Raw genomic sequence first — 23,753 nt, forward strand, 5'->3', positions numbered from 1 at the left:
CCATCTTCCTATCCATGGGCCCCCAACGTCCCCACGCTTCACACGGCAACGCCCTTGTTCGCGTGCGTTGCCAACGCTTCGAATCAACGCCTCACCCGCTTCGAATAGCCGTGCACGGGCAAGCGGCAGCGAATGGTATATGCCGCCCAGGTGGCAAACTGTGTGTAGGTTATCGCGTCGTATGCGTGAGCGCTCTTACAGGGTGGAGTGCATGCGCCATCCGTCCGAAGTGAGGCGTGTGGAGCACAGGGGGCCGACACACAGTTTGCCACCTAGGCGGCGGTGGACTATCTGGCACGGCATGCTGTAGTGCGGGTGTCTGAAGCGGGTGAGGCGCACCGCAAGAGCGCTGGCAACGAACGTGGGTCACGTTGTTGCCGTGTGGAAGGTGGGGACGCTGGGGGCCCGTGGCTAAGAACATGGGCTGGCGGTGTGAGCCGCTTTCTTTTGCCTACTTTTCTTTGCGGCGGCAAAGAAAAGTAGGTGCCGCCCCGCACAGGGGCGACGGTGAACGGCAGACACCGTAGCGCGGATGCCAGCGCAAAACACATGCAAACCAGACAGCGTGCGCAGCAAACACCGCCTTCCGAATGCCAGCGAAAGCAAAACCCAAAAATCTGAGCCCCGTCTTCAACCCTTCAAATATGCTGATCGGTCGACGGCTTCTCCCACAGGTTCACGCTGCCTTCCGTCGCATAGTGATCGATCTCGGCAAGCTCTTCCGCCGTGAACGACAGGTTCTTCAGCGCCGCAACGTTCTCGCGAACCTGCTCGGGCTTGCTCGCGCCGATCAGCGCCGACGTCACGCGCGGATCGCGCAGCGTCCACGCGAGCGCCATCTGCGCGAGGCTCTGACCGCGACGCTGCGCGATGTCGTTGAGCTTGCGCACGCGCTCGATGTTCTGCTCGCTCAGATGCTCCTGCTTCAGCGAGCCGCCACCCGCCTTGTTGACACGCGCGTCCTGCGGCACGCCGTTCAGGTACTTGCCCGTCAGCACACCTTGCGCGAGCGGCGTGAACGCGATCGCTCCCGAGCCGGTTTCTTCCAGCGCGTCGAGCAGTTCCTCTTCGATCCAGCGGTTCAGCATGTTGTACGCCGGCTGATGGATCAGCAGCGGCACCTTGTATTCAGCGAGCAGCTTCGCCATTTCGCGCGTCTTCTGCGCGGAGTACGACGAAATGCCGATGTACAACGCCTTGCCCTGCTGCACGGCGCTCGCGAGCGCACCCGCCGTTTCTTCGAGCGGCGTGTCGACGTCGAAGCGGTGCGAATAGAAAATGTCGACGTAGTCGAGACCCATGCGCTGCAGGCTCTGGTCGAGGCTCGCGAGGATGTACTTGCGCGAGCCGCCGCCCTGGCCGTACGGGCCGGGCCACATGTCCCAGCCGGCCTTCGACGAAATCAGCAGTTCGTCGCGATACGGCTTGAAATCGTCCTTGAAGATGCGGCCGAAGTTGGTTTCCGCGCTGCCGTACGGAGGGCCGTAGTTGTTCGCGAGGTCGAAGTGCGTGATGCCGAGATCGAACGACGTGCGCAGGATGTCACGTTGCGTCGAGATCGGCGTGGTGTCGCCGAAGTTGTGCCACAGGCCGAGCGACAGCGCCGGCAGTTTGAGACCTGACTTGCCGCTAACGCGGTACTGCATGTCCGAATAGCGTGCTGAAGCTGCTTCGTAAGCCATCGATGGTGTCCTTGTCGAGAACAGGAGTGGAGTCTGCGATGCGGCGCGCGCATCGCGTGAATAATGCGTGTTTGTTGTGATTGGTGATGCTTTGTAGCGAAGCGCCGCCTTGCAGATGCCATACACGGATATCCGCGATCTGATACCGGTATCACACCGGCGCGCAATCATGCATCAGCGGCCCAACACGCTATGTTAGCCAATCGCCGCGCTCGCTGCAGACGCCCACATTGCGGGAAGCGAACATGGACTCGGCGCCGCCCATCACCTAGACTTTCGGCCACTGTAATTCAACGATGAGGAGTGTTCATGACCAAAGCGATCTCGCTCGCATTGATCGCCGGCGGCGTGGTGCTGCTGTACTTCGGCGGCCAGTCGTTTCATTCGTTCAGCAACGACGTGTCGCGCGTGTTCACCGGCTCGCCGACCAACAAGACTATCATCCTGATCGCAGGCGGCATCGTCGCGACGCTCGCCGGATTGATCGGGCTCGCGTCGTCGAAGCGCTAAAACGCTGAATGCTCAGAACGCCACTTCGGGCTTGGACGCGGAGCGTGTGCCTGGCAGCGGCACGTTGCTCGCGCCGTGATAGGTGAAGACCAGCGAGAACTTCACCTGATCGGACAGATTCTTGCCTGCCGAATGCAGCGTATTGCAGTGGAAGAAAACGACGTCGCCCGCCTTCAATGCGGGCGACACCGCTTTCTGGATCAATGCGTCGTTCTCGGGCAGATCGGAGCGGAAAAACTTCGCGTCGTCGAAACGCTCCGACGTGAACGCCGCCGAGTGCGAGCCGGGCACGAACCAGAGCGCGCCGTTATCGACGGTTTCGTCGCCGAGCGCGAGCCACACCGACACCAGATCGTCCCGCTCGAACGACCAGTAACGCACATCGCGATGCCAGCCCGTCAGGCTGCCGTACGCGGGATGCTTGGTCATCATGCAGTTGTGATGCGCGCGCGACAGGCGCGGCTCTTCGCCGAAATACAGTTCCATCCAGCCGCGAAGCTCAGGCGCCGTCGCCCAGGCGGCAAAGTGCGGATGACGCGAGTACGCATCCAGCAGCCGCCGCACCGTATGTCCGCCCGGCGCGTGCTTCGACTCCGGCGCGCCCGGATAGCGCAGGTCCGCTTCGAATTCGACGGGATCGGCGGCTTCCTGCAACTGCTGGCGCGCGATCTGTTTCATCTCAGCGCAGCGCTCGGGCGTGATGAGACCCGGGACGATGACGTAACCCTGATCCCGCAGCACCTGGATCTGCTCTTTCTTCGAATGGACTGACATGGACGTTCCGTTCAGCTAGCGTTCGTTCGACAACGGCTTCTCATTGTAAAACGGGCACGATCGTACCGGCGCCAGTCATGCGTTTCTCTTGCGCCCGACGTGCGATCGGGACGGGCGACGCTGCACGCCGGATGGGCAGCCGTGCACGTTCGTCGAGCGCAAAGGGCGCGATCGCGGGGGCTTCGTCCTCGTAAAAACCCTGATCCCTCCGGACTTTCGACGGTCACGAATCACGTGTAGCCTGTCGTGCATGTCGATTGCAACACACGCTATCCCGCCATCGGCACGGCCATTCGCAGCCGCTGCTGATTCATCCGTCTTTCCTCAGGCTATTGCGTCCCACTCGCTGGCATGGATGGTGCTGCTTTTGCCGCACCTTTCGTCGCGTGTCACGTCGCCTGATTCCTAAAGCCATGCACAGCCCATTGAGCACTCGCCTCACCCACGCGTTCAACGCCGCACGTCCCGCACGCCGCCATGTGGCGCGCGCCCTGCGTCACCATACCGCGCGCACACGCGCGCTCGCCGAGCAATTGCGCGACACGAAGCCCGTCGATAACGTGCGCGTCTGGTTCCGCACCTTCTTCAGCGCACTGAGCATGCAAGGCGCGTCGCGGCGCTTCTCGCTGCGCACGCTGCTGCGCAATCCGGCGCCCGTGCGGATGCTCGGCGTCTCGCCGCGTGCCGCCAAGCCCGCGAGCGTGGCGCATCCGACGAGCCGCCGTCCGCGCCGTCTGTCGGTGACGAGCGAAGGCTGGTTCGCGTTTGCGCGCTAAGCGCGCGCCCGTTCGTTTTCGCGTTCGCATGCGATAGATGCGCCGCTGCGGCCATTAGTGCGTCGTGGCGCGCGTGACCTGCGCACGTGGCTCGCACGAAACCGCCACACCAAAACAAAACGCCCTGTATGCGCTTCTCAGCGCATGCAGGGCGTTTTCGCTTCCTGACATCTGAACCACCAACACCGCGCGACAATCAGCCGTGCGGCGTATTCAAAGCATCACTCAGGCGAGAGCGGCAACCGGCTCCGTGCCGGCGGCTTCTGCCAGCGCGAGTGCCTTGTCGGTCGCTTCCCACGAGAATTCCGGCTCTTCCCGGCCAAAGTGGCCGTAAGCTGCCGTCTTTTCGTAGATCGGGCGCAGCAGGTCGAGCATCTGGACGATGCCCTTCGGACGCAGGTCGAAGTGTTCCTGAACCAGACGCGTGATCGTCGCATCCGACACGCGGCCCGTGCCGAACGTGTTGACCATCACGGACGTGGGCTGTGCCACGCCGATTGCGTACGACACCTGGATCAGCGCGCGCGAGGCGAGGCCCGCCGCGACGATGTTCTTCGCGACATAGCGGCCAGCGTACGCAGCCGAGCGGTCGACCTTCGACGGATCCTTGCCCGAGAACGCGCCGCCGCCGTGCGGAGCCGCGCCGCCGTACGTGTCGACGATGATCTTGCGGCCCGTCAGACCGCAATCGCCTTGCGGGCCGCCGATCACGAACCGGCCGGTCGGGTTCACGAGGAACTTGATGTCACCCTTGATCAGCTCAGCAGGCAGCGTCGGCTTGATGATCTCTTCGATCACGGCTTCGCGCAGTTGCGCGAGTTCCATTTCCGGTGCGTGCTGCGTGGACAGAACGACGGTGTCGATCGAGTGCGGCTTGCCGTCGACGTAGCGAACGGTAACCTGCGACTTCGCGTCCGGGCGCAGCCAGGGCAGACGGCCGTCGCGGCGCAGATTCGCCTGACGCTCGACGAGGCGGTGCGACAGGTAGATCGGCAGCGGCATCAGTTCGGGCGTTTCGTCGCATGCGTAGCCGAACATCAGGCCCTGGTCGCCAGCGCCCTGGTCGAGGTTGTTGTCGTGCGCACGGTCGACGCCTTGCGCGATATCCGGCGATTGCTTGTCGTACGCGACGAGCACCGCGCAGCCGCGGTAGTCGATGCCGTAGTCGGTGTTGTCGTAGCCGATGCGCTTGATCGTATCGCGCGCGACCTGGATGTAATCGACGTTGGCCGTCGTGGTGATTTCACCCGCCAGCACGACGAGACCCGTGTTGCACAGCGTTTCCGCGGCAACGCGCGAGTATTTGTCCTGGGCGAGGATCGCGTCGAGGATGGCGTCCGAGATCTGGTCGGCGACCTTGTCCGGATGGCCTTCGGAGACGGATTCAGAAGTAAAGAGGTAGTCGTTAGCCACGTTACAGGCTCCCTTGTTGGTTACGGTTGAGTTTCACGTAGCCTGCTTCGAGCCTGAAGCGGCGACGCTTTAGCGGATTTCCTAACCGTCGGTCGGCTATCTGAAAGATAAACGCCCGTCGGCTTCGCCCCGCAAGTTGTCTATTAACTCGGCGAAGCCCTTATTATAGCGACTTCTTTCTTTTGTCACAGAGTGTCTGCGCGTGCGGTATATCGACTCTTTTGTTGCTTTTCTTTACCCAGCGTGGTTTCGCGCACAAATCGGAGCTGCCGCATGCTGAGCCGTCTGGGTGTCAACCTGGCCATTGGTCTGCTCAAACTGTTCGCTTTGCTGCCGTATGGCTTCGTCGCGCGTCTGGGCGACGGCCTCGGCTGGCTGCTCTATCAGATTCCGAGTCGCCGCCGCCGCATCGTCCATATCAACCTGAAACTGTGCTTCCCCGAGTGGAGCGACGAACGCCGTGAGGAAGTCGCGCAAAAGCACTTCCGGCACGCGATCCGCAGCTATCTGGAGCGCAGCATGCAATGGTTCGGCTCGGCGAAGAAGCTCGAGAAACTGATCCAGGTCGACAGCGAAATCGATCTCACCGATCCCGATCTGCCGCCCACGCTGCTTCTGGGTTTCCACTTCGTCGGCATCGAGGCCGGTTCGATTTTTCTGAACTATTCGCTCAAGCGCACGTGCGGTTCGTTGTATCAGCCGATGTCGAACCCGCAGCTCGAAGAAGTCGCGAAAGCGCAGCGCGGCCGTTTCGATGCCGAAATGGCAAGCCGCGCCGACAGCGCGCGCATCGTGCTGCGCTGGCTGCGTGAGCGCAAACCGGTGATGCTTGGCGCCGACATGGACTACGGCATGCGCAATTCGACGTTCGTGCCATTTTTCGGTGTGCCGACGTGCACGCTGACGGCAGTCGGGCGCCTCGCGAAAGTCGGACGCGCGCAGGTCGTGCCGTTCATCGGAGAAGTGCTGCCGAACTACAAGGGTTACCGGCTGAAGGTGTTCAAGCCGTGGGACAACTATCCGACGGGCGACGACGACGCCGACGCCCGTCGCATGAACGAGTTTCTCGAAGAGCAGATTCCGCGCATCCCCGAGCAGTATTACTGGGTGCACAAGCGCTTCAAGACGCGCCCGCCCGGCGATCCGAGTTTTTACTGAAGCGCGGCGGCGCACAGTGGGCGAGAGGTCCGGCCAGTCACTTACAATAGCGGCATGAAACTGAAATTCACCAAGATGCACGGCGCGGGCAACGATTTCGTCATGCTCGACGGCTACACGCAACCGCTCAATCTGACGGAAGCGCAGGTGCGCGCGCTCGCGAACCGGCATTTCGGCGTCGGCGCGGACCAGTTGCTGGTGGTCGAGAAGCCGACCGTCGAAGGCGTCGATTTCAGATACCGCATCTTCAATTGCGACGGCGGCGAGGTCGAGCACTGCGGCAACGGCGCGCGCTGCTTCGTCAAGTTCGTGCGCGATACGCGCCTCACCGACAAGCAAAGCGTGCGTGTGCAGGTCCAGAAAGGCGTGATCACGCTGACCATGCAGGCAAACGGCGAAGTCGTCGTCGACATGGGCGCGCCCGTGTTCGAGCCGGCTCAGGTACCGTTCGACGCAAGCGGACTCGATGCACGCGGCGAAGGCAACGACACGCTCTATCCGCTCGACGTCAACGGCGCGACGCGCTGGGTGTCGGTCGTGTCGATGGGCAATCCGCACGCCGTGCAGATCGTGGACGACGTCGAGGCGTTCCCCGTGCTGGTCGACGGTCCCGTGATCGAAAACCATCCGCGCTTCCCCCAGCGGGTCAACGCGGGCTTCATGCAGATCGTCAGCCGCAGCGAGATCAAGCTGCGCGTCTACGAGCGCGGCGCGGGTGAAACGCTCGCCTGCGGCACGGGCGCGTGTGCGGCCGTCGCGGCAGGCATCCGCCGCGGCTTGCTCGATGCGCCCGTCAAGGTGCACACGCACGGCGGCACGCTGACCATCACGTGGGACGGCAAGTCCGAATCGGCGCTGATGATGGCCGGCCCGGCCGCCACCGTGTTCGAAGGCGAAATAGAGCTGGCCGACTGAATGCATCAACGCCGCGCGGAGGCTGGACCGCGTGGCGCGGCAGCAAGACAGCAACGAAGCGCGCAACCATTAAGCTGAAACCATGAACGAACGCGAAGTCGCCGACTACCTGCTAGCCAACCCCGAATTCTTCGCCGAGCACGCGGAACTGCTTGCGTCCGTGCGGCTCGCCAATCCGCACGGCAAGGCTGCCGTGTCGCTGCAGGAACGTCAGATGGACATGCTGCGCGAGAAGAACAAGCATCTCGAGCGGCGTCTCGCCGAACTGCTGCGTTACGGACACGAAAACGACAGCATCGCGTCGAAATTCGGCCGCTGGACGACGCGCGTGATGGCCGAACGCGATCCGGGCGCGCTGCCGCGCACGATCGCCATGGGCCTGCGCGACGTGTTCGACGTGCCGCAAGCGGCGCTGCGCGTGTGGGAAGTGTCCGAGCCGTACTCGCAGGCGGAATTCACGCGCCACGTCGGTGAAGAAGTGCGCATCTTCGCAAACAGCCTCGCCACGCCGTACTGCGGCTCGAATACGGGCTTCGAGGCGGCGCAATGGCTGACGCCCGCCGTGTCGGCCGTGGCCGGCGACGCCGCGGCCCCGGGCGACGGCGTGTCCGTGAACGGCACCGAATCGATCGCCCTGATCGCGCTGCGCGACCCGGAAGCGTCCAATGACGCCGCCGCGTTCGGGCTGCTGGTGATGGGCTCGCCCGATTCGCGCCGCTTTCACGACGGCATGGCCACTGATTTCCTCACGCAGATCGGCGCGCTCGCGAGCGCCGCGCTGAGCCGTTTGCTGCCGCGCTGAGCGTCCGTCACGTGACATCCGCCGACCCGATCGCTTCCTATCTGTCGAGCCTTGAGCACGAGCGGCGGTTGTCGGCGCATACCTTGCGCGCCTACACGCACGAACTCGATGAGCTGAAAAAGCTCGCGAACGGACGGCCGCTCGAAAGCCTCACCGCTACCGATATCCGCGGCGCCGTCGCGCGCGCGCATGCGGGCGGGCTGTCGGCGCGCTCGATCGGGCATCGGCTGTCGGCGTGGCGCGCGTTCTACCGCTGGCTCGCCGGACGCATCGAACTGCCCGCGAACCCGGTCGCGACGGTGCGCGCACCCAAACGCGCGAAGACGCTGCCCAAAGCGCTCTCCGTCGATGACGCACACAGGTTGATGGAAGCCCCCGCGACGGCCACGGCCGAAGGCGCGCGCGATCACGCGATGCTCGAACTGTTCTATTCGTCGGGCTTGCGTCTGTCGGAACTGGTCAACCTCGACGTTCATTTCTTCGACGCCGACGGCTATCGCTCGACGGGCTGGCTGAAGCTCGACGAAGCGGAAGTCGAAGTGCTCGGCAAAGGCAACCGGCGGCGCACGGTGCCCGTCGGCAGCAAGGCACTCGATGCGCTGCGCGCGTGGCTCGCGGTGCGCGGCGAACTGCTGAAGCTCGATCCGCATCCGCTGTTCGTGTCGGCGCGTGGGAACCGGATGTCGCCGAACGTCGTCCGCGATCGCGTGAAGCGCATGGCGCTCACGGCGGGCATTCCTGCCAATGTTCATCCGCACGTGCTGCGCCATTCGTTCGCGACGCACGTGCTGCAATCGAGCGGTGATCTGCGCGCCGTGCAGGAACTGCTCGGCCACGCGAGCATCGCCGCGACCCAGGTCTATACCGGCCTCGATTTCCAGCACCTCGCGCGTATCTACGATCAGGCGCATCCGCGCGCCAAAAAACGCGACTGACGCTGCCCGACCTTAGGTCACGCAGCCAGTCATATCTGCTTTGCCGCTTCCGGCGGCATATTGTTCTGCCGAATCCTCACGAAGTCATGAATACCGTTACGCTCAAACCGTCGAAAGAGAAATCGCTGCTGCGCCGCCATCCGTGGGTCTACGCGAATGCGATCGATCGCGTCGACGGCAAGCCCGCCGCCGGCGCCACTGTGCTGGTGCGCGCACACGACGGCCGTTTTCTCGCGCGCGCCGCGTACAGCCCGCATTCGCAGATCCGCGCGCGCGTCTGGAGCTTCGACGAAAGCGAACCCGTCGATCACGCGTTCTTCAAGCGCCGCGTGCAGAGCGCGCTCGCGCACCGTCAGTCGATGGTGCACAACACGGGCGCGACGCGCTTGATCTTCGGCGAGGCGGACGGCTTGCCGGGGCTGATCGTCGACTACTACATCCAGGATGATGAAACGAAGCGTGGCCAGATCGTCTGTCAGTTCATGGCAGCGGGCGTCGAAGCGTGGAAGGACGCGATCGTGCAGGCGCTGATCGGCGCGACGGGCTGCCCGAACGTCTATGAGCGTTCGGACGTGTCGATCCGCGAAAAGGAAGGGCTCGAACAGACAGTCGGCGTGCTCGCCGGAGACGCGCCGCCCGAAACGCTGATCGCCAGCGAGAACGGCGTGCGCTATCACGTCGATGTGCGCAACGGCCACAAGACGGGTTTCTACGTCGATCAGCGCGACAACCGTGCGCTGGTGCAGGAACTGTCGAACGACCGCGACGTGCTGAACTGCTTCTGCTACACCGGCGGCTTCTCGCTGGCGGCGCTCAAGGGCGGCGCGAAGCGCGTGGTATCGATCGATTCGTCCGGCGAAGCGCTCGCGCTGGCTCAACAGAATGTCACGGCGAACGGCTTCGACGCCGAACGCGCCACCTGGCTCGACGCCGACGCGTTCAAGACGCTGCGCCGCCTGTACGACGACGGCGAGCGCTTCGACCTGATCGTGCTCGATCCGCCGAAATTCGCGCCGTCGCGCGAGCACGTGGACCGCGCCGCGCGCGCGTACAAAGACATCAACCTGACCGGCCTCAAGCTGTTGCGGCCGGGCGGCCTGCTGTTCACCTACTCGTGCTCGGGTGCGATCGATGCTGAACTGTTCCAGAAGATCGTCGCCGGCGCAGCCGCCGACGCGCGCGTCGATGCGCGCATCCTCAAGCGGCTCGGGGCGGGCGTCGATCATCCGCTGCTGACGGCGTTCCCGGAAGGCGAATATCTGAAAGGCCTATTGTTGCAAATCGCCTGATCGCCCATAGTTAAGGCCTTATTTCCCTGGCGTTGACGGGGCTTTGGCCATGCAGCAGCGGCGCCCCGGCACTTATGCTTCAATATTCAGCTGAATTCATGCGGTTCGGGCCCTGCGCGCGGCGCGCGGTTCGCACCCCAGTTTGACGAACACAAGGCGACTTCACATGGCGAACAACATGATTCCCGTCACTATCCTGACCGGCTTCCTCGGCAGCGGCAAAACCACGCTGCTCAAGCGCATCCTGAACGAGAAGCACGGCATGAAGATCGCCGTGATCGAAAACGAGTTCGGCGAAGAAAACATCGACAACGACATCCTCGTGCAGGACACGGGTGAGCAGATCATCCAGATGAGCAACGGCTGCATCTGCTGCACGATTCGCGGCGACCTCGCGCGCGTGCTCGGCGATCTCGCCGCGCAGAAGCAGGAAGGCAAGGTGGACTTCGACCGCGTCGTGATCGAAACGACAGGCCTGGCCAACCCTGGCCCTGTCGCGCAGACGTTCTTCATGGATAACCAGATCGCCGACGAATTCCTGCTCGACGCGATCATCACGCTCGTCGACGCGAAGCATGCCAACGCGCAGCTCGACGAACACGAAGTCGTGCAGCGCCAGGTCGGTTTCGCGGACCGTCTGTTCATCACCAAGTCCGATCTCGTCGACGAAAGCGTGCTCGGCGACCTGCGCCATCGTTTGCTGCACATGAACCCGAGGGCGCAGATCCGCGTCGTGAACTTCGGTGAAGCGGACATCAAGGAAATCTTCGACCTGCGCGGCTTCAACCTGAACTCGAAGCTCGAAATCGACCCTGACTTCCTCGCCGAGGACGACCACGATCACGCGCATCACGACCATGACCACGATCATGATCATGACCACGCGAACTGCGATCACGATCACGGCAAGTGCGATCACGAAGGCCACGATCACGGCCATCATCACCACCACGCGCATCACGACGACAAGATCAAGTCGTTCGTTTTCCGCAGCGATCGCCCGTTCGATCCGAACAAGCTCGAAGACTTCCTCGGCGGCATTCTGCAGATTTATGGCGAGCGCCTGCTGCGCTACAAGGGCGTGCTGTACATGAAGGGCGTCGATCGCAAGGTCGTCTTCCAGGGCGTGCATCAGATGATGGGCAGCGACCTCGCGGCCAAGTGGCAACCCATCGAGAAAAAGACCAACAAGATGGTGTTCATCGGCATCGACCTGCCGCAAGACCTGATCACCGACGGTCTTGAAGCCTGCCTCGTCTGATTCGTTCTTGTCGACCAGAGTTGGCGCTTTAGCGCCTTACTCTGGTCCCACGCAGCTATGCTGCGCGCTGGGATGGACGCCTTTTAGCGTTCGTCCCAGCTGCCATCTGTTCGCTTCCCAACGCGAAAAGGACCTCAAAAGCGCAAGCACGGCAATTTAAAAGCCAGTTTACGGTCAAAGCACGTGAAAACCCTGTTACGAGAATACGTGTACGACCATCGCTTTTTAGTGAACAGCGCGTTATATTTTCACGATAAGTGGAGTTTGCGGCAGGGATTTCCCCTGCTTGCGGTTTCGTATTGTGATTCAGTTACAATACGGCCCCACTGGAGAAAGAGAACGATTTGCCCGGTGTAAAGCGCGTAGTCGCTTCGCAGCCGTGCCGGGCCGAAAAACGGCGCCGGAAAATCTAATCCGGGGACATCGCCGATATGCCGGCCGGCCACACTCCGGCTTATAACGCGCTGCCGGGAAGCATTGCCTCAGGAGCATTGGAAGAATCGGTTTCCAGAGGAGTTCGGCCCCGCATCGGCGCTTCGGCGTCACGACAGCCCACCGTCCGTGTTCGCCGGCGCTCATTTGAGCGTCATCGAGGCGCCTTTGCGGGCAACACGAAAGTGCGGGCAATGATTTGCCTCACATTGACGAAGCAAGCCAGATGACCACGAAACGACTCTTGACCGAAGCCGAAATCCTGAAGATGAGCGACAAGGATTACATGAATGAGGATCAGCTCGCTTTCTTCAAGAACCGGCTCGAGCAGCTGCAGGCGGACATTCTCCGCAATGCCGGCCAGACCACCGAGAACCTCCGCGAAACCGTGATCGTGCCGGACCCGGCCGACCGCGCGACGATCGAGGAAGAGCATGCGCTGGAACTGCGCACGCGCGACCGCGAACGCAAGCTGCTGAAGAAGGTGCAGCAATCGATCGCACGGATCGAATCGGGCGACTACGGCTGGTGCGAAGAAACGGGTGAGCCAATCGGCATTCCCCGCCTGCTCGCGCGTCCGACCGCCACCCTGTCGCTCGAAGCACAGGAACGCCGCGAACTGCGCCAGAAGCTGTTCGGCGACTGATCGACGGGCGGCGCGGTTTTCGGGGTCCGCGCCCCAGACACGCTTCGTCAGAGGCGCACGGTGAACCGTGCGCCTCTTTTTTCTTTTCAGGCCGCGCTTTTATCGGGCCGCTCGCCGGCTTGCACGGGCTAATCGGTAAATGCGCGCGGCATAACCTGAAGCGCGGACGGCCCGTCAGTACCTTTTACCGCTGCCGAAACCTCGACAGCGCATTTCCCAGTCACCACACACTCTCCGTCTTTTCTCGCGCCCGTTCGACTCCGGCTCTTGATATGGCAGCGTCCGCCCTAAAATAAATCCGACATGCGTTGCACGCGCGCGGCACCCAGCATCGCGCGCCGGCCGCTCTCGGATTCCGTGGTGGCGCATTGACGCCTCCGCGTCCTCGCTAGTTTTGCAAAAGGAACGCATATGGAGCAATTTCACGGCACGACGATCGTCTCCGTGCGCCGCGGCGATAAGGTCGCGCTCGGCGGCGACGGCCAGGTCACGCTGGGCAACATCGTCATGAAGGGCGGCGCGAAGAAGGTCCGCCGCATCTATAACGGCAAGGTGCTGGTCGGGTTCGCCGGCGGCACGGCCGACGCGTTCTCGCTGCTCGACCGCTTCGAAGCCAAGCTCGAAAAGCATCAGGGCAATCTCACACGCTCCGCCGTCGAACTGGCGAAAGACTGGCGCACCGACCGCATGCTGCGCCGTCTGGAAGCCATGCTGATCGCGGCCGACGCGACCACCACGCTGGTCATCACCGGCAACGGCGATGTGCTCGACCCGGAAGGCGGGATCTGTGCGATCGGCTCGGGCGGCGCGTACGCGCAGGCCGCCGCGAAGGCGCTTGCCGACAACACGGATCTTTCGCCGCGTGAGATCGTCGAAAAGTCGCTGGAGATCGCCGGCGACATGTGTATCTACACGAACCACAACCGCGTCATCGAGACAATCGAGTAAGGACACACGATGAGCACCATGACTCCCGCCGAGATCGTCTCGGAACTCGACAAGCACATCATCGGCCAGCATCGCGCGAAAAAAGCCGTCGCGGTTGCGTTGCGCAACCGCTGGCGCCGCCAGCAGGTCGCCGACCCGCTGCGCCAGGAAATCACGCCGAAGAACATCCTGATGATCGGGCCGACGGGCGTCGGCAAGACGGAAATTGCGCGGCGCCTCGCCAAGCTCGCCGACGCGCCGTTCATCAAGATCGAAGCGACCAAGTTCACCGAAGTCGGTTATGTCGGCCGTGACGTCGACAGCATCGTGCGCGACCTGATCGAAATCTCGGTCAAGCAGACACGCGAAACCGAAATGCGCAAGGTCCGCACAAAGGCGGAGGATCTCGCCGAAGACCGCATCCTCGATACTCTTCTGCCGGGCGCGCGCACGGTCGGCTTCGGCTCGGGCGTAGAGTCGGGCGGCGACGAATCGAACGCGACGCGTCAGACGTTCCGCAAGCGTCTGCGCGAAGGCCTGCTCGACGACAAGGAAATCGAGCTCGACATCGAGATGCCGCAAACCACGATGGACATCATGGGGCCGCCGGGCATGGAAGACATGACCGAGCAGATCCGCTCGATGTTCGCGAACCTGGGCGGCGGCAAGAAGACGCGCCGCAAGGTGAAGGTGAAGGAAGCGCTGAAGCTCCTCACCGACGAAGAAGCCGCGAAGATGCTCAACGACGAAGAGGTCAAGGCGAAGGCCGTGCAGAACGTCGAGCAGAACGGCATCGTGTTCCTCGATGAAATCGACAAGATCGCGTCGCGCAGCGAAGCCGGCGGCGGCGAGGTCTCGCGTCAGGGCGTGCAGCGCGATCTGCTGCCGCTCGTCGAAGGCACGACGATCAACACGAAGTACGGGATGGTGAAGACCGATCACATCCTGTTCATCGCGAGCGGCGCGTTCCATCTGGCGAAGCCGAGCGATCTGATTCCCGAACTGCAAGGGCGCTTTCCAATTCGCGTCGAACTGGATTCGCTGTCGGTGAAGGACTTCGAAGCGATTCTCGACGCCACCGACGCCAGCCTCGTCAAGCAATACCAAGCGCTGCTCGAAACGGAAGACGTCCACCTCGAATTCGCCGACGACGGCATCCGCCGTCTTGCGGAAATCGCCTACTCGGTGAACGAGAAGACGGAAAACATCGGCGCGCGCCGTCTTTATACGGTGATCGAAAAGCTGCTCGAGGAAGTCTCGTTCTCAGCGGGCAATCATGCCGGCAAGAACGTGATGATCGACGCGACGTATGTCGATCGGGCGCTGAACGAGGTCGCGCAAGACGAGGACCTGTCGCGCTACGTGCTGTAACGCGCGTCGTTACGCTGGCGAACAGCCAAACGAAAGGGCGGCGCTCCGCAAGGAGCGCCGCCCTTTTTTCACCCTCGTCCGCAAGAAACTACGGCAAGGTCACTGCTTGACCGGCCGCTTCGCGAGCTTGCGCTGCAACGTGCGGCGGTGCATGTTCAGCGCGCGCGCCGTCGCCGAAATGTTGCCGCCATTTTCCGCGAGCACGCGCTGGATGTGCTCCCACTCCAGTCGCGCGACCGACAGCGGCGTCGGATTCTCGATCGCCTCTTCGGCCTGCAACGCGCTCGCTTCCGTTTGCAGCGCGGAGAGGATCGTTTCGACGTTCGCGGGCTTCGCGAGATAGTTATCCGCGCCGTCCTTCACCGCCTGAACGGCCGTCGCGATGCTCGCATAGCCCGTCAGCACCAGCATCCGCGCGTTCGGTTGCAGGTCGCGCAGCGGCGCGACGAGATTCAGCCCGGAGTCGTTGCCCAGATGCAGATCGACGGTGATCTGCCCGAACTTCTGCTGATTTGCGAGGCGAATCGCTTCGTCGGCGTTGTGCGCTTCGGACACGGTGAAGCCGCGACGCGTCAACCCGCGCGCCAGGATGCCGGAGAACACTTCGTCGTCGTCGATGACCAGAAAATTCTTATCGCTCATGCTTGCTTCTCCGTATTGGACGACGCGGCGCCCTGCCGGCCCGCGCCCATTTGCTCGCGGGCCAAAGGCAACCGCAATACTGCGCGCGTGCCGCGCGGCTTGATTTCGTTGACGTCGGTGAGCTCGATCGATCCGCCGAGCCGCGCCGCCGCCGAAAACGCCAGATACAGCCCGACGCCATGTCCACCCTGCGTGCTGTCGACGGGCGCCGCGCCCAGCAAGCCGCGCAGCGGCGCGGGCACGCCCGGCCCGGCGTCGCAGACTTCGAAGTCGATCGAATCGTTGTCGGCTAGCGTCGCGGCAAGCGTCACGTGATCGCGGCTCGCGCGCGCGGCGTTGTCGAGCAGGATGGTGAGAATCTGGCTGACGGCGACGGTGTCGTCGACACTGACGTTCGCGGGCGGCTCGCCGAGGCGCTCGAACTTGACGTGCGGATGGCGCAAGCGCCACTGATTAACGAACGAATCGAGCCATTCGTCGACCAGTTGGCGGCTGCCTTGCGTCGATGCACGACTGCGCAGGCGCGCGAGCGCCGACGTGCACAGCGTCATCTGCTGGTCGAGGATGTCGAGGTCGGCGGTGTACGGCTTCAGACCTTCGTCGCTACGCGCGGCGTCGCGCAGTTCTTCCGTGAGCATCGCGATCGTCGACAGCGGCGTGCCCATTTCATGCGCGACTGTCGCAGCCTGCACGCCGAGCGCCACCGCGCGCTCGTCGCGCAGCAGACGCTGTTGCGCATCGCCGAGTGCCGCGTCGCGTTGACGCAGCCCGCGCGACATGCGCGCCACGAACCACGCGATCAGCCCGACGCTGACCATGAAGTTCACCCACATGCCGGCGCGGTAGTAGTCGAACAGATTCGCGGGATTGTCGAGATTGAGCGGCACCGATTCGAAGCCGAGCACGGCATAACACGCCACGGCGAATGCCGCGAGCCACGCCATCAGATGCCAGGGCAGCACGGCGGCCGCAATCGCCAGCGACGGCAGGTACAACGAGACGAAAGGATTGGTCGTGCCGCCCGACAGAAACAGCAGCGCGGACAGCGCGCCGAGATCGACCCACAGTTGCCCGAACAGCTCGAGGTTCGACTCGGGCTTCTGGCTCGCGACGCGCAGCCACGTCAGCGCGTTGAAAATCACTTCGAGCCCAATGATCAGCAGCATCGCCGGCAACGGCAGCTTGACGCCGACAAAGGTCTGGACGAACGCAATCGTCACGAGTTGCCCGATGATGGCAAGACTGCGTAGCCAGAAGAGATGCCCGAGGTTGACCCGGCCGGTGACGGTTATGCGCTGCATCCTGCGAGTTTACCTGTTGGGAGGGGTCTGATTCATCTAGCGAATGATCGGAACTATAGTGGTCTTTATCGTTTCCGGCGCGGCCGACAATCTCCACCCACAAATGCTTAAAACAACAGTTGATCCACATCAAGTTCTTTTGGATTCCTTCCAGACATTCCTGCGTCACGCTGTCGCAGCGCTTCACCAGGGCGACGGCAAGCCCACGACATCTGGCTCCAGGCCGCTTCGCATCTGTTTCCAACCAATCCCGATTCGCTCGATGAAATGACGCCGCAACTGGTCGCCAGGGGACGCGGCGTCGAGGCGGAGACGATTGCCCGTGCTTTCGCCGCGCTCGCGCCGCACGATCCTCGAGCGCTCTTTCGCCTGGGTCTCACACTGCAATTGATGCACCGGCACGGCGATGCCGTCGCGCCCTACCGTGACGCGCTCGCCATCGACCCCGACCTGCATAGCCTGCGCAACAATCTGGCAAGCGCATTGATGTGGATGAATCCGGCTTCGGCGGAAGCGGCCGAACTGCTGACGGCCGCGCTCCACCAGAATTCCGCCGATTCGAACGCGTGGGTCAATCTCGGCAAGTCGCACCTCGCTCGCTTCGACCTCGACAGCGCGCTCGAAGCCGAGCGGCATGCGATCGATCTTCAGCCCGACAACCCGGTCGTGCTCGGCAATCACGGGCAGACACTGCGCGAAGCGCAGCAATGGGAAAACGCCGAGCGCTTCACGTTGGCCACGCACCGTGCTGCGCCGGACACGCCGTCGCACCTGTCCAACCTGAGCATGATCCACCTGCTGCGCGGCAATTACGCCGACGGCTGGCGCGAGCACGAAGCGCGCTGGGACGGATCGAAGGAACTGGCAGGCAAACGACCGGTGCTGCAAGGGCCCGCCTGGCGCGGCGAATCGCTGGCAGGCAAGACGCTGCTGCTTTGGGGCGAACAGGGGATGGGCGATCTGCTGCAATTCTGCCGCTATGTTCCGTTGCTGGCCGAGCGCGTGCATCGCGAAGGTGGACGTCTTGCGTGGAACTCGTTTCCGCAAATGGGCGCGCTGCTCGGACGCTCGCTCGCGCAACATGCCGACGAGTTCACGCTGGGCGGCGGCGTCGAGCAGTTGCCGAAGTTCGACTACGAGGTTTCGCTGCTTACGCTGCCCATGCTGTTCGATACGCGCGAAGAAACGATCCCGTCGACTGTTCCGTATCTGCAAGCCGATCCGCTAGCCGTCGACGCATGGCGTCAACGGCTTGCCGGCGAAAAGCGGCTGAAGGTCGGACTCGTGTGGACGGGCAGCCACGGACACCAACGCAATCCGTACCGCCGCGTCGGCCTGGAACGCTATGTCGACGCCTTCCGCGAGCTCGACGACGTCGCTTTCTATTCGCTGCAGCCCGGCGCCGCAGCCGAAGTAGCGGCAGCCCGCACGGCAGGACTCGATATCGCCGACCACACGGCCGAGTTCAAAACCTTCGACGACACCGCGGCCTATCTCGGCGCGCTCGATCTGGTGATCACCGTGTGCACGTCCGTCGCGCATCTGAGCGGTGCAATCGGGCAGCGCACGTGGGTACTGCTCGATGTCAATCCGCATTGGGTCTGGCTGCTCGATCGCATCGACAGCCCGTGGTATCCGAGCGCGAGCTTGTACCGGCAGCCGCAGTTTGCGCAGTGGGAGCCGGTGTTCGACAAACTGACGCGCGATCTCGCGGCGCTGGCGGATTCGCGCAAATAGTCCCACACCTGGCCCGCTCGCCGGACGCTTCAGTCCGGCGCGGGCGCGGCGCTTCCTTCCATTGTGCGCGTCCGCGCGATTGCGTCGGCGAGGCATTCGGGGCATAGACAGCCGGTGCCGGCGTCGAGCGCGTCGGTGGGCATCGCGGGCATCGATGCGCACCAGCACGCTTCACGGCCGCCGCGCGCGCCGCAGTCGAACACACGGCGGCAGCGCGGGCAGCGAGCGCTCGACGTTGCGGAAGATCCAATCGATTCGGATGGGGACGGGTTCATGGCAGCGAGATGAAAACCGGTCAGCGGATTCAAACATGATGCCACTTCCGGCGAGCCAGCAAAACGCCTGCCCGCTCGCCGCCGATTCGCCCGTTTGCAAAAGTGGCCGCCTTTCCAGTTGCGCGAGAGAACTTACCAGCCGGGCAATGGCCCAAACCTTCCGTCGCACCGCTGCAAATTGCAGCGTGAACCACGCGTCCGTCGCACGCGATATCCGCTTTTCCGCACTGCAGCACAACGGCCACGATCGCCGCGACGGCACACATCAGTTTCACTATTGCACCGCGCCAGTTGTGTACAATCCGGCCTTGTTTTCACCGTTTCCGTGTCCGAGCCGCCGCCATGTCCGAGACTCCCGACCTGTCCCAGATCGCCCCCACGCTGAAGGCTGAAATTCTCGCCGAGGCGCTGCCCTATATCCGCCAGTACCACGGCAAGACCGTCGTCATCAAGTACGGCGGCAACGCGATGACGGAAGAGCGCCTGAAACAAGGCTTCGCGCGCGACGTGATCCTGCTCAAGCTGGTCGGCATCAACCCGGTGATCGTGCACGGCGGCGGTCCGCAGATCGATCAGGCGTTGAAGAAGATCGGCAAACAGGGCACGTTCATCCAGGGCATGCGCGTCACCGACGAAGAGACGATGGAAGTCGTCGAATGGGTGCTGGGCGGCGAAGTGCAGCAGGACATCGTCACGCTGATCAACCACTTCGGCGGTCACGCAGTCGGTCTGACGGGCAAGGATGGCGGCCTGATCCACGCGCGCAAGCTGCTGATGCCGGACCGCGACAACCCCGGTCAGTACATCGACATTGGCCAGGTCGGCGAAGTCGAGGCGATCAACCCGGCCGTCGTGAAGGCGCTGCAGGACGACGCGTTCATCCCTGTCATTTCGCCCATCGGCTTCGGCGAAGACGGCCTGTCGTACAACATCAACGCGGACCTCGTCGCGGGCAAGCTGGCCGTCGTGCTGAACGCCGAGAAGCTCGTCATGATGACGAACATCCCGGGCGTGATGGACAAGGAAGGCACGCTGCTGACCGATCTGTCCGCGCGCGAAATCGACTCGCTGTTCGCCGACGGCACGATCTCGGGCGGCATGCTGCCGAAGATCTCGTCGGCGCTCGACGCCGCCAAGAGCGGCGTGCGTTCGGTGCACATCATCGACGGCCGCATCGAGCATTCTGTGCTGCTCGAAATCCTGACGGAGCAGCCGTTCGGCACGATGATCCGCTCGCACTGAGCGCGGTCGTCACGTCACGTATCACGCAAAATCACGCATCACGCGAGGCACGGCACGCTGGCCGCCGTGCTTCGCAGAAGGCATACTGGCCTTCGGTCTTTCGCGCAATGTCCTGCTCTGTCTCAAGCTGTTCCATTTGCACGCATCGCGCGCCGCCCGTCTTGCACGGCAGCGGACCGCCTCGCGCGCTTGATATCTACCACGCCGCAACATCATGCGCACTTTCCGTCCGAAGCGCCGTCGGCCGCAGATTCACGCCGGCACGCCCGTCTGGCTGTTCGATCTCGACAACACGCTGCATCACGCGTCGCACGCGATCTTCCCGGCGATCAACACCGCGATGACGCAGTACATCATCGACGCGCTGCAAGTCGAGCGCGACGAAGCGAACCGTCTGCGCACCGGCTACACGCAGCGCTACGGCGCGGCGCTGCTCGGGCTCACGCGTCACCATCCCGTCGATCCGCATGACTTCCTGAAAGTCGTCCACACGTTCCCCGATCTGCGCGCGATGCTGCGCAGCGAGCGCGGACTGAAACGTCTCGTGGACGCGCTACCGGGCCGCAAGATCGTGCTGACCAACGCGCCCGAAGCCTATGCGCTCGACGTGCTGAAAGAGCTCGGCATCGAGCGGCTGTTCGAGCGCGTGATTGCCATCGAGCACATGCGCGACCGCCGCTACTGGCGCGCAAAACCGGATCACGCGATGCTGCGCCGTGCGATGCGCGACGCGCACGTGCGTCTCTCGGACGCGGTACTTGTCGAAGACACACGCAGCCATTTGAAGAACTACCGGCGGCTCGGCATCCGCACGGTGTGGATCGTCGGCCACCTGCCGCGGCCGGCCCGCCCCGACGGCTCGCTCGCGCGATTGCCGGGCACGGGTCGCCCACACTATGTCGACAGCCGCATTCGTTCGCTAAAATCGTTGAGACTGGGCACTCGCCCAGGAAGGCCGATCGAACCACTCACGGAGCATCCGGCCTGGCGATAACAGGGACGACAGACATGCAGCCTATCCGCAAGCATGACGAGGACGTAACCGAAGACCAAACAGCCGCACCGCGCTCGACGCGCCTGAAACCGGGCGAGCGGCGCGTGCATATCCTCCAGACGCTGGCCGCGATGCTGGAGGCCCCGAAGAACGAAAAAATCACCACGGCGGCGCTGGCCGCGCGTATCGGCGTGTCGGAAGCGGCGCTGTACCGCCATTTCGCGAGCAAGGCGCAGATGTTCGAAGGGCTGATCGAGTTCATCGAGCAGACGCTCTTCGGGCTCATCAACCAGATCATCGCGAAAGAGCCGAACGGCGTGCTGCAGGCGCGCGCAATCGCACTGATGCTGCTCAATTTTTCAGCGAAGAATCCCGGCATGACACGCGTGCTGACCTGCGAAGCGCTCGTCGGCGAACACGAGCGGCTGACCGAGCGGGTCAACCAGTTGCTCGAGCGCGTCGAGGCGTCGCTCAAGCAATGTCTGCGGCTCGGATTGATGGACGCGTCGAGCCACGCCGAACACAGTGCGATCCCGCTGCCCGCCGACTACGATCCCGTGGCGCGCGCGAGCCTTTTGCTCAGCTACATCATCGGACGCTGGCATCGCTTCGTGCGCAGCGGCTTCTCGCGCGCGCCGATCGAACAGGCCGACGCGCAATTACGCCTCATCCTCCAGTAGGGCGGGCCAGCGCAGACGCAGCGCATTTTCCGCTATACTCTGCGCTTGACCGTTCTTGACGGTCCAGAATTGCACAACGCGCCGATTTGCTGACTCGATTGCGGGCGCGCGAACCAGCGGATGGAGTTCATCCATCCCGGTTCACTATAAATGCGGCTAAAGAGGTCGTCAGCCGCGCACACGCTCCTTCCGCGCCATCGCCGACACCATTTAGCCGCCCCATGTCAGAAGGCGGAATGAATGGAATCGATCGGGATCGTCGCTCCACAAACAATGCATTTCTCCGAGCCGCTGCGCCTGCAGAACGGCAGCTCGCTCGCGAACTACGACCTCGTCGTCGAAACGTACGGCACGCTCAACGCCGCGCGCAGCAACGCCGTGCTCGTGTGCCACGCGCTCAACGCGTCGCATCACGTGGCGGGCGTCTATGCGGATGATCCGAAGAACGTCGGCTGGTGGGACAACATGGTCGGCCCCGGCAAGCCGCTCGACACCGACCGCTTCTTCGTGATCGGCGTGAACAACCTCGGTTCGTGCTTCGGCTCGACCGGCCCGATGAGCATCGATCCGTCGACGGGCCGTCCGTACGGCGCGAGCTTCCCCGTCGTGACGGTCGAAGACTGGGTGAACGCGCAGGCGCTCGTCGCCGACACGTTCGGCATCGAGAAATTCGCAGCCGTGATGGGCGGCAGTCTCGGCGGCATGCAGGCGCTCGCGTGGAGCATGATGTATCCCGAGCGGCTCGCGCATTGCATCGTCGTTGCATCGACGCCGAAGCTCTCGGCGCAGAACATCGCGTTCAACGAAGTGGCGCGCTCGTCGATCCTGTCGGACCCGGACTTTCACGGCGGCAACTACTACGCGCACGGCGTGAAGCCGAAGCGCGGCTTGCGTGTCGCGCGGATGATCGGCCACATCACGTATCTGTCCGACGACGACATGGCCGCGAAGTTCGGCCGCGCGCTGCGTCGCGCGGAAGGCGCGGAAGACGTCTACAACTTCAACTTCGACGTCGAGTTCGAAGTGGAATCGTATCTGCGCTACCAGGGCGACAAGTTCGCCGACTACTTCGACGCGAACACGTATCTGCTGATTACCCGCGCGCTCGATTACTTCGATCCCGCCAAGGCGTATGACGGCGATCTCACGGCGGCACTCGCGCATACGAAGGCGAAGTATCTGATCGCGAGCTTCACGACCGACTGGCGTTTCGCGCCCGCGCGCTCGCGCGAGCTGGTAAAGGCGCTACTCGATCACAAGCGCCAGGTCACGTACGGCGAAATCGATGCACCGCATGGTCACGACGCCTTTCTCCTCGACGACGCGCGCTATCACAACCTGATGCGCGCCTACTACGAACGCATTGCTGCAGAGGTCAACGCATGAACCAGCGCGCTCTCGATTATCTTGCGACGCGGCCGGATTTCCGCGCGATCGCCCGCTGGGTCGAGCCACGCGGAACGGTGCTCGATCTCGGCTGCGGCGACGGCTCGCTGCTGTCGCTGCTGATGGAAGAACTCGAAGTGACGGGCTACGGCATCGAGATCAACGACGCCGGCGTCCTCGCTTCGACGAAGAACGGCATCAACGTGATCCAGCAAAATCTGGAAGACGGCTTGCGCCTGTTCGAAGACGGCAGCTTCGATTTTGCGATCCTTTCTCAAACGCTGCAGACCATCCACCAGACGGCCGCGATCCTGCGCGAGACGGTGCGCGTCGGCAAGGAATGCATCGTTTCGTTCCCAAATTTCGGATTCTGGACGCACCGGCTGTCCGTTTTGCAGGGACGCATGCCGGTGTCGAAGTCGCTGCCTTATCAGTGGCACAACACGCCGAACGTGCGCGTGCTGACCATCAAGGATTTCGAGGCGCTCGCGCCGGAAGTCGGCATCGAAATTCTCGATCGAGTCGTGCTGCATGGCGGCCAGCAGGTGCGATGGGGCGTGAACTGGCGTGGTAGTCTTGCGGTCTATCGCGTCAAGAAAAGCTAA

Annotated in this window: 23 protein-coding genes; 17 read left to right on the forward strand and 6 right to left on the reverse strand. The window is 63.2% G+C overall.

Going from position 1 to position 23,753, the window contains the following annotated elements; all coding sequences use genetic code 11:
* Positions 1-638 precede the first annotated feature (638 nt).
* Positions 639-1,682 (reverse strand): L-glyceraldehyde 3-phosphate reductase, encoded by a 1,044-nt coding sequence (gene mgrA / locus SB822_RS09080; protein ID WP_007744729.1) that lies wholly within the window; start codon positions 1,680-1,682, stop codon positions 639-641.
* Positions 1,683-1,991: 309 nt separating this feature from the next.
* Between mgrA and SB822_RS09085 the strand changes: the two genes are divergently transcribed.
* Positions 1,992-2,192, forward strand: a complete 201-nt coding sequence (locus tag SB822_RS09085; protein ID WP_410854507.1) for a DUF3185 family protein — start codon at positions 1,992-1,994, stop codon at positions 2,190-2,192.
* 12 nt (positions 2,193-2,204) lie between these two features.
* On the opposite strand, the gene SB822_RS09090 is transcribed toward SB822_RS09085, so the two are convergent.
* Positions 2,205-2,966, reverse strand: a complete 762-nt coding sequence (locus tag SB822_RS09090; protein ID WP_410854508.1) for a phytanoyl-CoA dioxygenase family protein — start codon at positions 2,964-2,966, stop codon at positions 2,205-2,207.
* A 413-nt stretch (positions 2,967-3,379) separates the two neighbouring features.
* Between SB822_RS09090 and SB822_RS09095 the strand changes: the two genes are divergently transcribed.
* Positions 3,380-3,742: a hypothetical protein gene (locus SB822_RS09095; RefSeq protein ID WP_007744724.1), complete on the forward strand. Its 363-nt coding sequence runs from the start codon at positions 3,380-3,382 to the stop codon at positions 3,740-3,742.
* A 225-nt stretch (positions 3,743-3,967) separates the two neighbouring features.
* On the opposite strand, the gene metK is transcribed toward SB822_RS09095, so the two are convergent.
* The gene (gene metK / locus SB822_RS09100) at positions 3,968-5,155 is read right to left on the reverse strand and encodes a methionine adenosyltransferase (protein WP_035987151.1); all 1,188 of its coding nucleotides are present in this window, start codon (positions 5,153-5,155) and stop codon (positions 3,968-3,970) included.
* A gap of 273 nt (positions 5,156-5,428) precedes the next feature.
* Here metK and SB822_RS09105 point away from each other — a divergent pair, with 273 nt between their 5' ends.
* From SB822_RS09105 to hslU, 9 genes are all read left to right on the forward strand, one after another.
* Positions 5,429-6,313 carry a lipid A biosynthesis lauroyl acyltransferase gene (locus tag SB822_RS09105; RefSeq protein ID WP_007744722.1) on the forward strand — a complete coding sequence of 295 codons (885 nt, stop codon included), beginning with the start codon at positions 5,429-5,431 and terminating at the stop codon, positions 6,311-6,313.
* 54 nt (positions 6,314-6,367) lie between these two features.
* The gene (gene dapF / locus SB822_RS09110) at positions 6,368-7,228 is read left to right on the forward strand and encodes a diaminopimelate epimerase (protein ID WP_410854509.1); all 861 of its coding nucleotides are present in this window, start codon (positions 6,368-6,370) and stop codon (positions 7,226-7,228) included.
* 82 nt (positions 7,229-7,310) lie between these two features.
* On the forward strand, positions 7,311-8,030 hold the full coding sequence (locus SB822_RS09115) for a DUF484 family protein (RefSeq protein WP_007582081.1): 720 nt from the start codon (positions 7,311-7,313) through the stop codon (positions 8,028-8,030).
* An 11-nt stretch (positions 8,031-8,041) separates the two neighbouring features.
* Positions 8,042-8,965, forward strand: a complete 924-nt coding sequence (gene xerC, locus SB822_RS09120) for a tyrosine recombinase XerC (RefSeq protein ID WP_410854510.1) — start codon at positions 8,042-8,044, stop codon at positions 8,963-8,965.
* A gap of 86 nt (positions 8,966-9,051) precedes the next feature.
* Entirely contained in the window at positions 9,052-10,254 is a 1,203-nt protein-coding gene (locus tag SB822_RS09125) for a class I SAM-dependent rRNA methyltransferase (protein ID WP_007582078.1), read from the forward strand.
* Positions 10,255-10,432: 178 nt separating this feature from the next.
* On the forward strand, positions 10,433-11,515 hold the full coding sequence (locus SB822_RS09130; RefSeq protein ID WP_410854572.1) for a CobW family GTP-binding protein: 1,083 nt from the start codon (positions 10,433-10,435) through the stop codon (positions 11,513-11,515).
* A gap of 658 nt (positions 11,516-12,173) precedes the next feature.
* Entirely contained in the window at positions 12,174-12,593 is a 420-nt protein-coding gene (gene dksA, locus SB822_RS09135; protein WP_007582076.1) for an RNA polymerase-binding protein DksA, read from the forward strand.
* 411 nt (positions 12,594-13,004) lie between these two features.
* On the forward strand, positions 13,005-13,541 hold the full coding sequence (gene hslV / locus SB822_RS09140; RefSeq protein ID WP_007582075.1) for an ATP-dependent protease subunit HslV: 537 nt from the start codon (positions 13,005-13,007) through the stop codon (positions 13,539-13,541).
* A 9-nt stretch (positions 13,542-13,550) separates the two neighbouring features.
* Positions 13,551-14,891, forward strand: coding sequence for an ATP-dependent protease ATPase subunit HslU (hslU, locus tag SB822_RS09145; protein ID WP_007582073.1), 1,341 nt, complete (start codon positions 13,551-13,553; stop codon positions 14,889-14,891).
* Positions 14,892-14,990: 99 nt separating this feature from the next.
* On the opposite strand, the gene SB822_RS09150 is transcribed toward hslU, so the two are convergent.
* A complete protein-coding gene (locus SB822_RS09150) occupies positions 14,991-15,533 on the reverse strand; it encodes a response regulator transcription factor (protein ID WP_007743952.1) in 543 nt (180 codons plus the stop codon).
* On the reverse strand, positions 15,530-16,834 hold the full coding sequence (locus SB822_RS09155; RefSeq protein ID WP_007582070.1) for an ATP-binding protein: 1,305 nt from the start codon (positions 16,832-16,834) through the stop codon (positions 15,530-15,532). The genes SB822_RS09150 and SB822_RS09155 overlap by 4 nt, the downstream gene beginning before the upstream one ends.
* Positions 16,835-17,101: 267 nt before the next feature.
* Here SB822_RS09155 and SB822_RS09160 point away from each other — a divergent pair, with 267 nt between their 5' ends.
* Positions 17,102-18,571 (forward strand): tetratricopeptide repeat protein, encoded by a 1,470-nt coding sequence (locus SB822_RS09160; RefSeq protein WP_410854511.1) that lies wholly within the window; start codon positions 17,102-17,104, stop codon positions 18,569-18,571.
* Between the two features lie 29 nt (positions 18,572-18,600).
* Here SB822_RS09160 and SB822_RS09165 read toward each other — a convergent pair whose 3' ends face one another.
* Positions 18,601-18,846, reverse strand: coding sequence for a cysteine-rich CWC family protein (locus tag SB822_RS09165; RefSeq protein WP_410854573.1), 246 nt, complete (start codon positions 18,844-18,846; stop codon positions 18,601-18,603).
* Positions 18,847-19,188: 342 nt separating this feature from the next.
* Here SB822_RS09165 and argB point away from each other — a divergent pair, with 342 nt between their 5' ends.
* From argB to metW, 5 genes are all read left to right on the forward strand, one after another.
* Positions 19,189-20,088, forward strand: coding sequence for an acetylglutamate kinase (gene argB, locus SB822_RS09170; protein ID WP_007582059.1), 900 nt, complete (start codon positions 19,189-19,191; stop codon positions 20,086-20,088).
* A gap of 214 nt (positions 20,089-20,302) precedes the next feature.
* On the forward strand, positions 20,303-21,082 hold the full coding sequence (locus SB822_RS09175; protein WP_007743950.1) for a pyrimidine 5'-nucleotidase: 780 nt from the start codon (positions 20,303-20,305) through the stop codon (positions 21,080-21,082).
* A 14-nt stretch (positions 21,083-21,096) separates the two neighbouring features.
* Positions 21,097-21,762 carry a nucleoid occlusion factor SlmA gene (gene slmA, locus SB822_RS09180; RefSeq protein WP_007582055.1) on the forward strand — a complete coding sequence of 222 codons (666 nt, stop codon included), beginning with the start codon at positions 21,097-21,099 and terminating at the stop codon, positions 21,760-21,762.
* A gap of 240 nt (positions 21,763-22,002) precedes the next feature.
* Positions 22,003-23,148: a homoserine O-acetyltransferase gene (locus SB822_RS09185; RefSeq protein WP_410854512.1), complete on the forward strand. Its 1,146-nt coding sequence runs from the start codon at positions 22,003-22,005 to the stop codon at positions 23,146-23,148.
* On the forward strand, positions 23,145-23,753 hold the full coding sequence (gene metW, locus SB822_RS09190; protein WP_007582053.1) for a methionine biosynthesis protein MetW: 609 nt from the start codon (positions 23,145-23,147) through the stop codon (positions 23,751-23,753). The genes SB822_RS09185 and metW overlap by 4 nt, the downstream gene beginning before the upstream one ends.

Source organism: Paraburkholderia sp. SIMBA_054 (genome assembly GCF_046534875.1).
Taxonomy (GTDB): Bacteria; Pseudomonadota; Gammaproteobacteria; order Burkholderiales; family Burkholderiaceae; genus Paraburkholderia; species Paraburkholderia hospita.

Excerpts from the sequence above, each read along its gene's own strand:
- SB822_RS09165 (WP_410854573.1), bottom strand. The coding sequence starts at position 18,846 with ATGAACCCGTCCCCATCCGAATCGATTGGATCTTCCGCAACGTCGAGC.
- SB822_RS09090 (WP_410854508.1), bottom strand. The coding sequence starts at position 2,966 with ATGTCAGTCCATTCGAAGAAAGAGCAGATCCAGGTGCTGCGGGATCAG.
- SB822_RS09085 (WP_410854507.1), top strand. The coding sequence starts at position 1,992 with ATGACCAAAGCGATCTCGCTCGCATTGATCGCCGGCGGCGTGGTGCTG.
- hslU (WP_007582073.1), top strand. The coding sequence starts at position 13,551 with ATGAGCACCATGACTCCCGCCGAGATCGTCTCGGAACTCGACAAGCAC.
- dksA (WP_007582076.1), top strand. The coding sequence starts at position 12,174 with ATGACCACGAAACGACTCTTGACCGAAGCCGAAATCCTGAAGATGAGC.
- argB (WP_007582059.1), top strand. The coding sequence starts at position 19,189 with ATGTCCGAGACTCCCGACCTGTCCCAGATCGCCCCCACGCTGAAGGCT.
- SB822_RS09155 (WP_007582070.1), bottom strand. The coding sequence starts at position 16,834 with ATGCAGCGCATAACCGTCACCGGCCGGGTCAACCTCGGGCATCTCTTC.
- SB822_RS09125 (WP_007582078.1), top strand. The coding sequence starts at position 9,052 with ATGAATACCGTTACGCTCAAACCGTCGAAAGAGAAATCGCTGCTGCGC.
- mgrA (WP_007744729.1), bottom strand. The coding sequence starts at position 1,682 with ATGGCTTACGAAGCAGCTTCAGCACGCTATTCGGACATGCAGTACCGC.
- SB822_RS09160 (WP_410854511.1), top strand. The coding sequence starts at position 17,102 with ATGACGCCGCAACTGGTCGCCAGGGGACGCGGCGTCGAGGCGGAGACG.
- SB822_RS09105 (WP_007744722.1), top strand. The coding sequence starts at position 5,429 with ATGCTGAGCCGTCTGGGTGTCAACCTGGCCATTGGTCTGCTCAAACTG.
- SB822_RS09095 (WP_007744724.1), top strand. The coding sequence starts at position 3,380 with ATGCACAGCCCATTGAGCACTCGCCTCACCCACGCGTTCAACGCCGCA.
- slmA (WP_007582055.1), top strand. The coding sequence starts at position 21,097 with ATGCAGCCTATCCGCAAGCATGACGAGGACGTAACCGAAGACCAAACA.
- hslV (WP_007582075.1), top strand. The coding sequence starts at position 13,005 with ATGGAGCAATTTCACGGCACGACGATCGTCTCCGTGCGCCGCGGCGAT.
- SB822_RS09150 (WP_007743952.1), bottom strand. The coding sequence starts at position 15,533 with ATGAGCGATAAGAATTTTCTGGTCATCGACGACGACGAAGTGTTCTCC.
- metW (WP_007582053.1), top strand. The coding sequence starts at position 23,145 with ATGAACCAGCGCGCTCTCGATTATCTTGCGACGCGGCCGGATTTCCGC.
- SB822_RS09130 (WP_410854572.1), top strand. The coding sequence starts at position 10,433 with ATGATTCCCGTCACTATCCTGACCGGCTTCCTCGGCAGCGGCAAAACC.
- SB822_RS09185 (WP_410854512.1), top strand. The coding sequence starts at position 22,003 with ATGGAATCGATCGGGATCGTCGCTCCACAAACAATGCATTTCTCCGAG.
- dapF (WP_410854509.1), top strand. The coding sequence starts at position 6,368 with ATGAAACTGAAATTCACCAAGATGCACGGCGCGGGCAACGATTTCGTC.
- SB822_RS09175 (WP_007743950.1), top strand. The coding sequence starts at position 20,303 with ATGCGCACTTTCCGTCCGAAGCGCCGTCGGCCGCAGATTCACGCCGGC.
- SB822_RS09115 (WP_007582081.1), top strand. The coding sequence starts at position 7,311 with ATGAACGAACGCGAAGTCGCCGACTACCTGCTAGCCAACCCCGAATTC.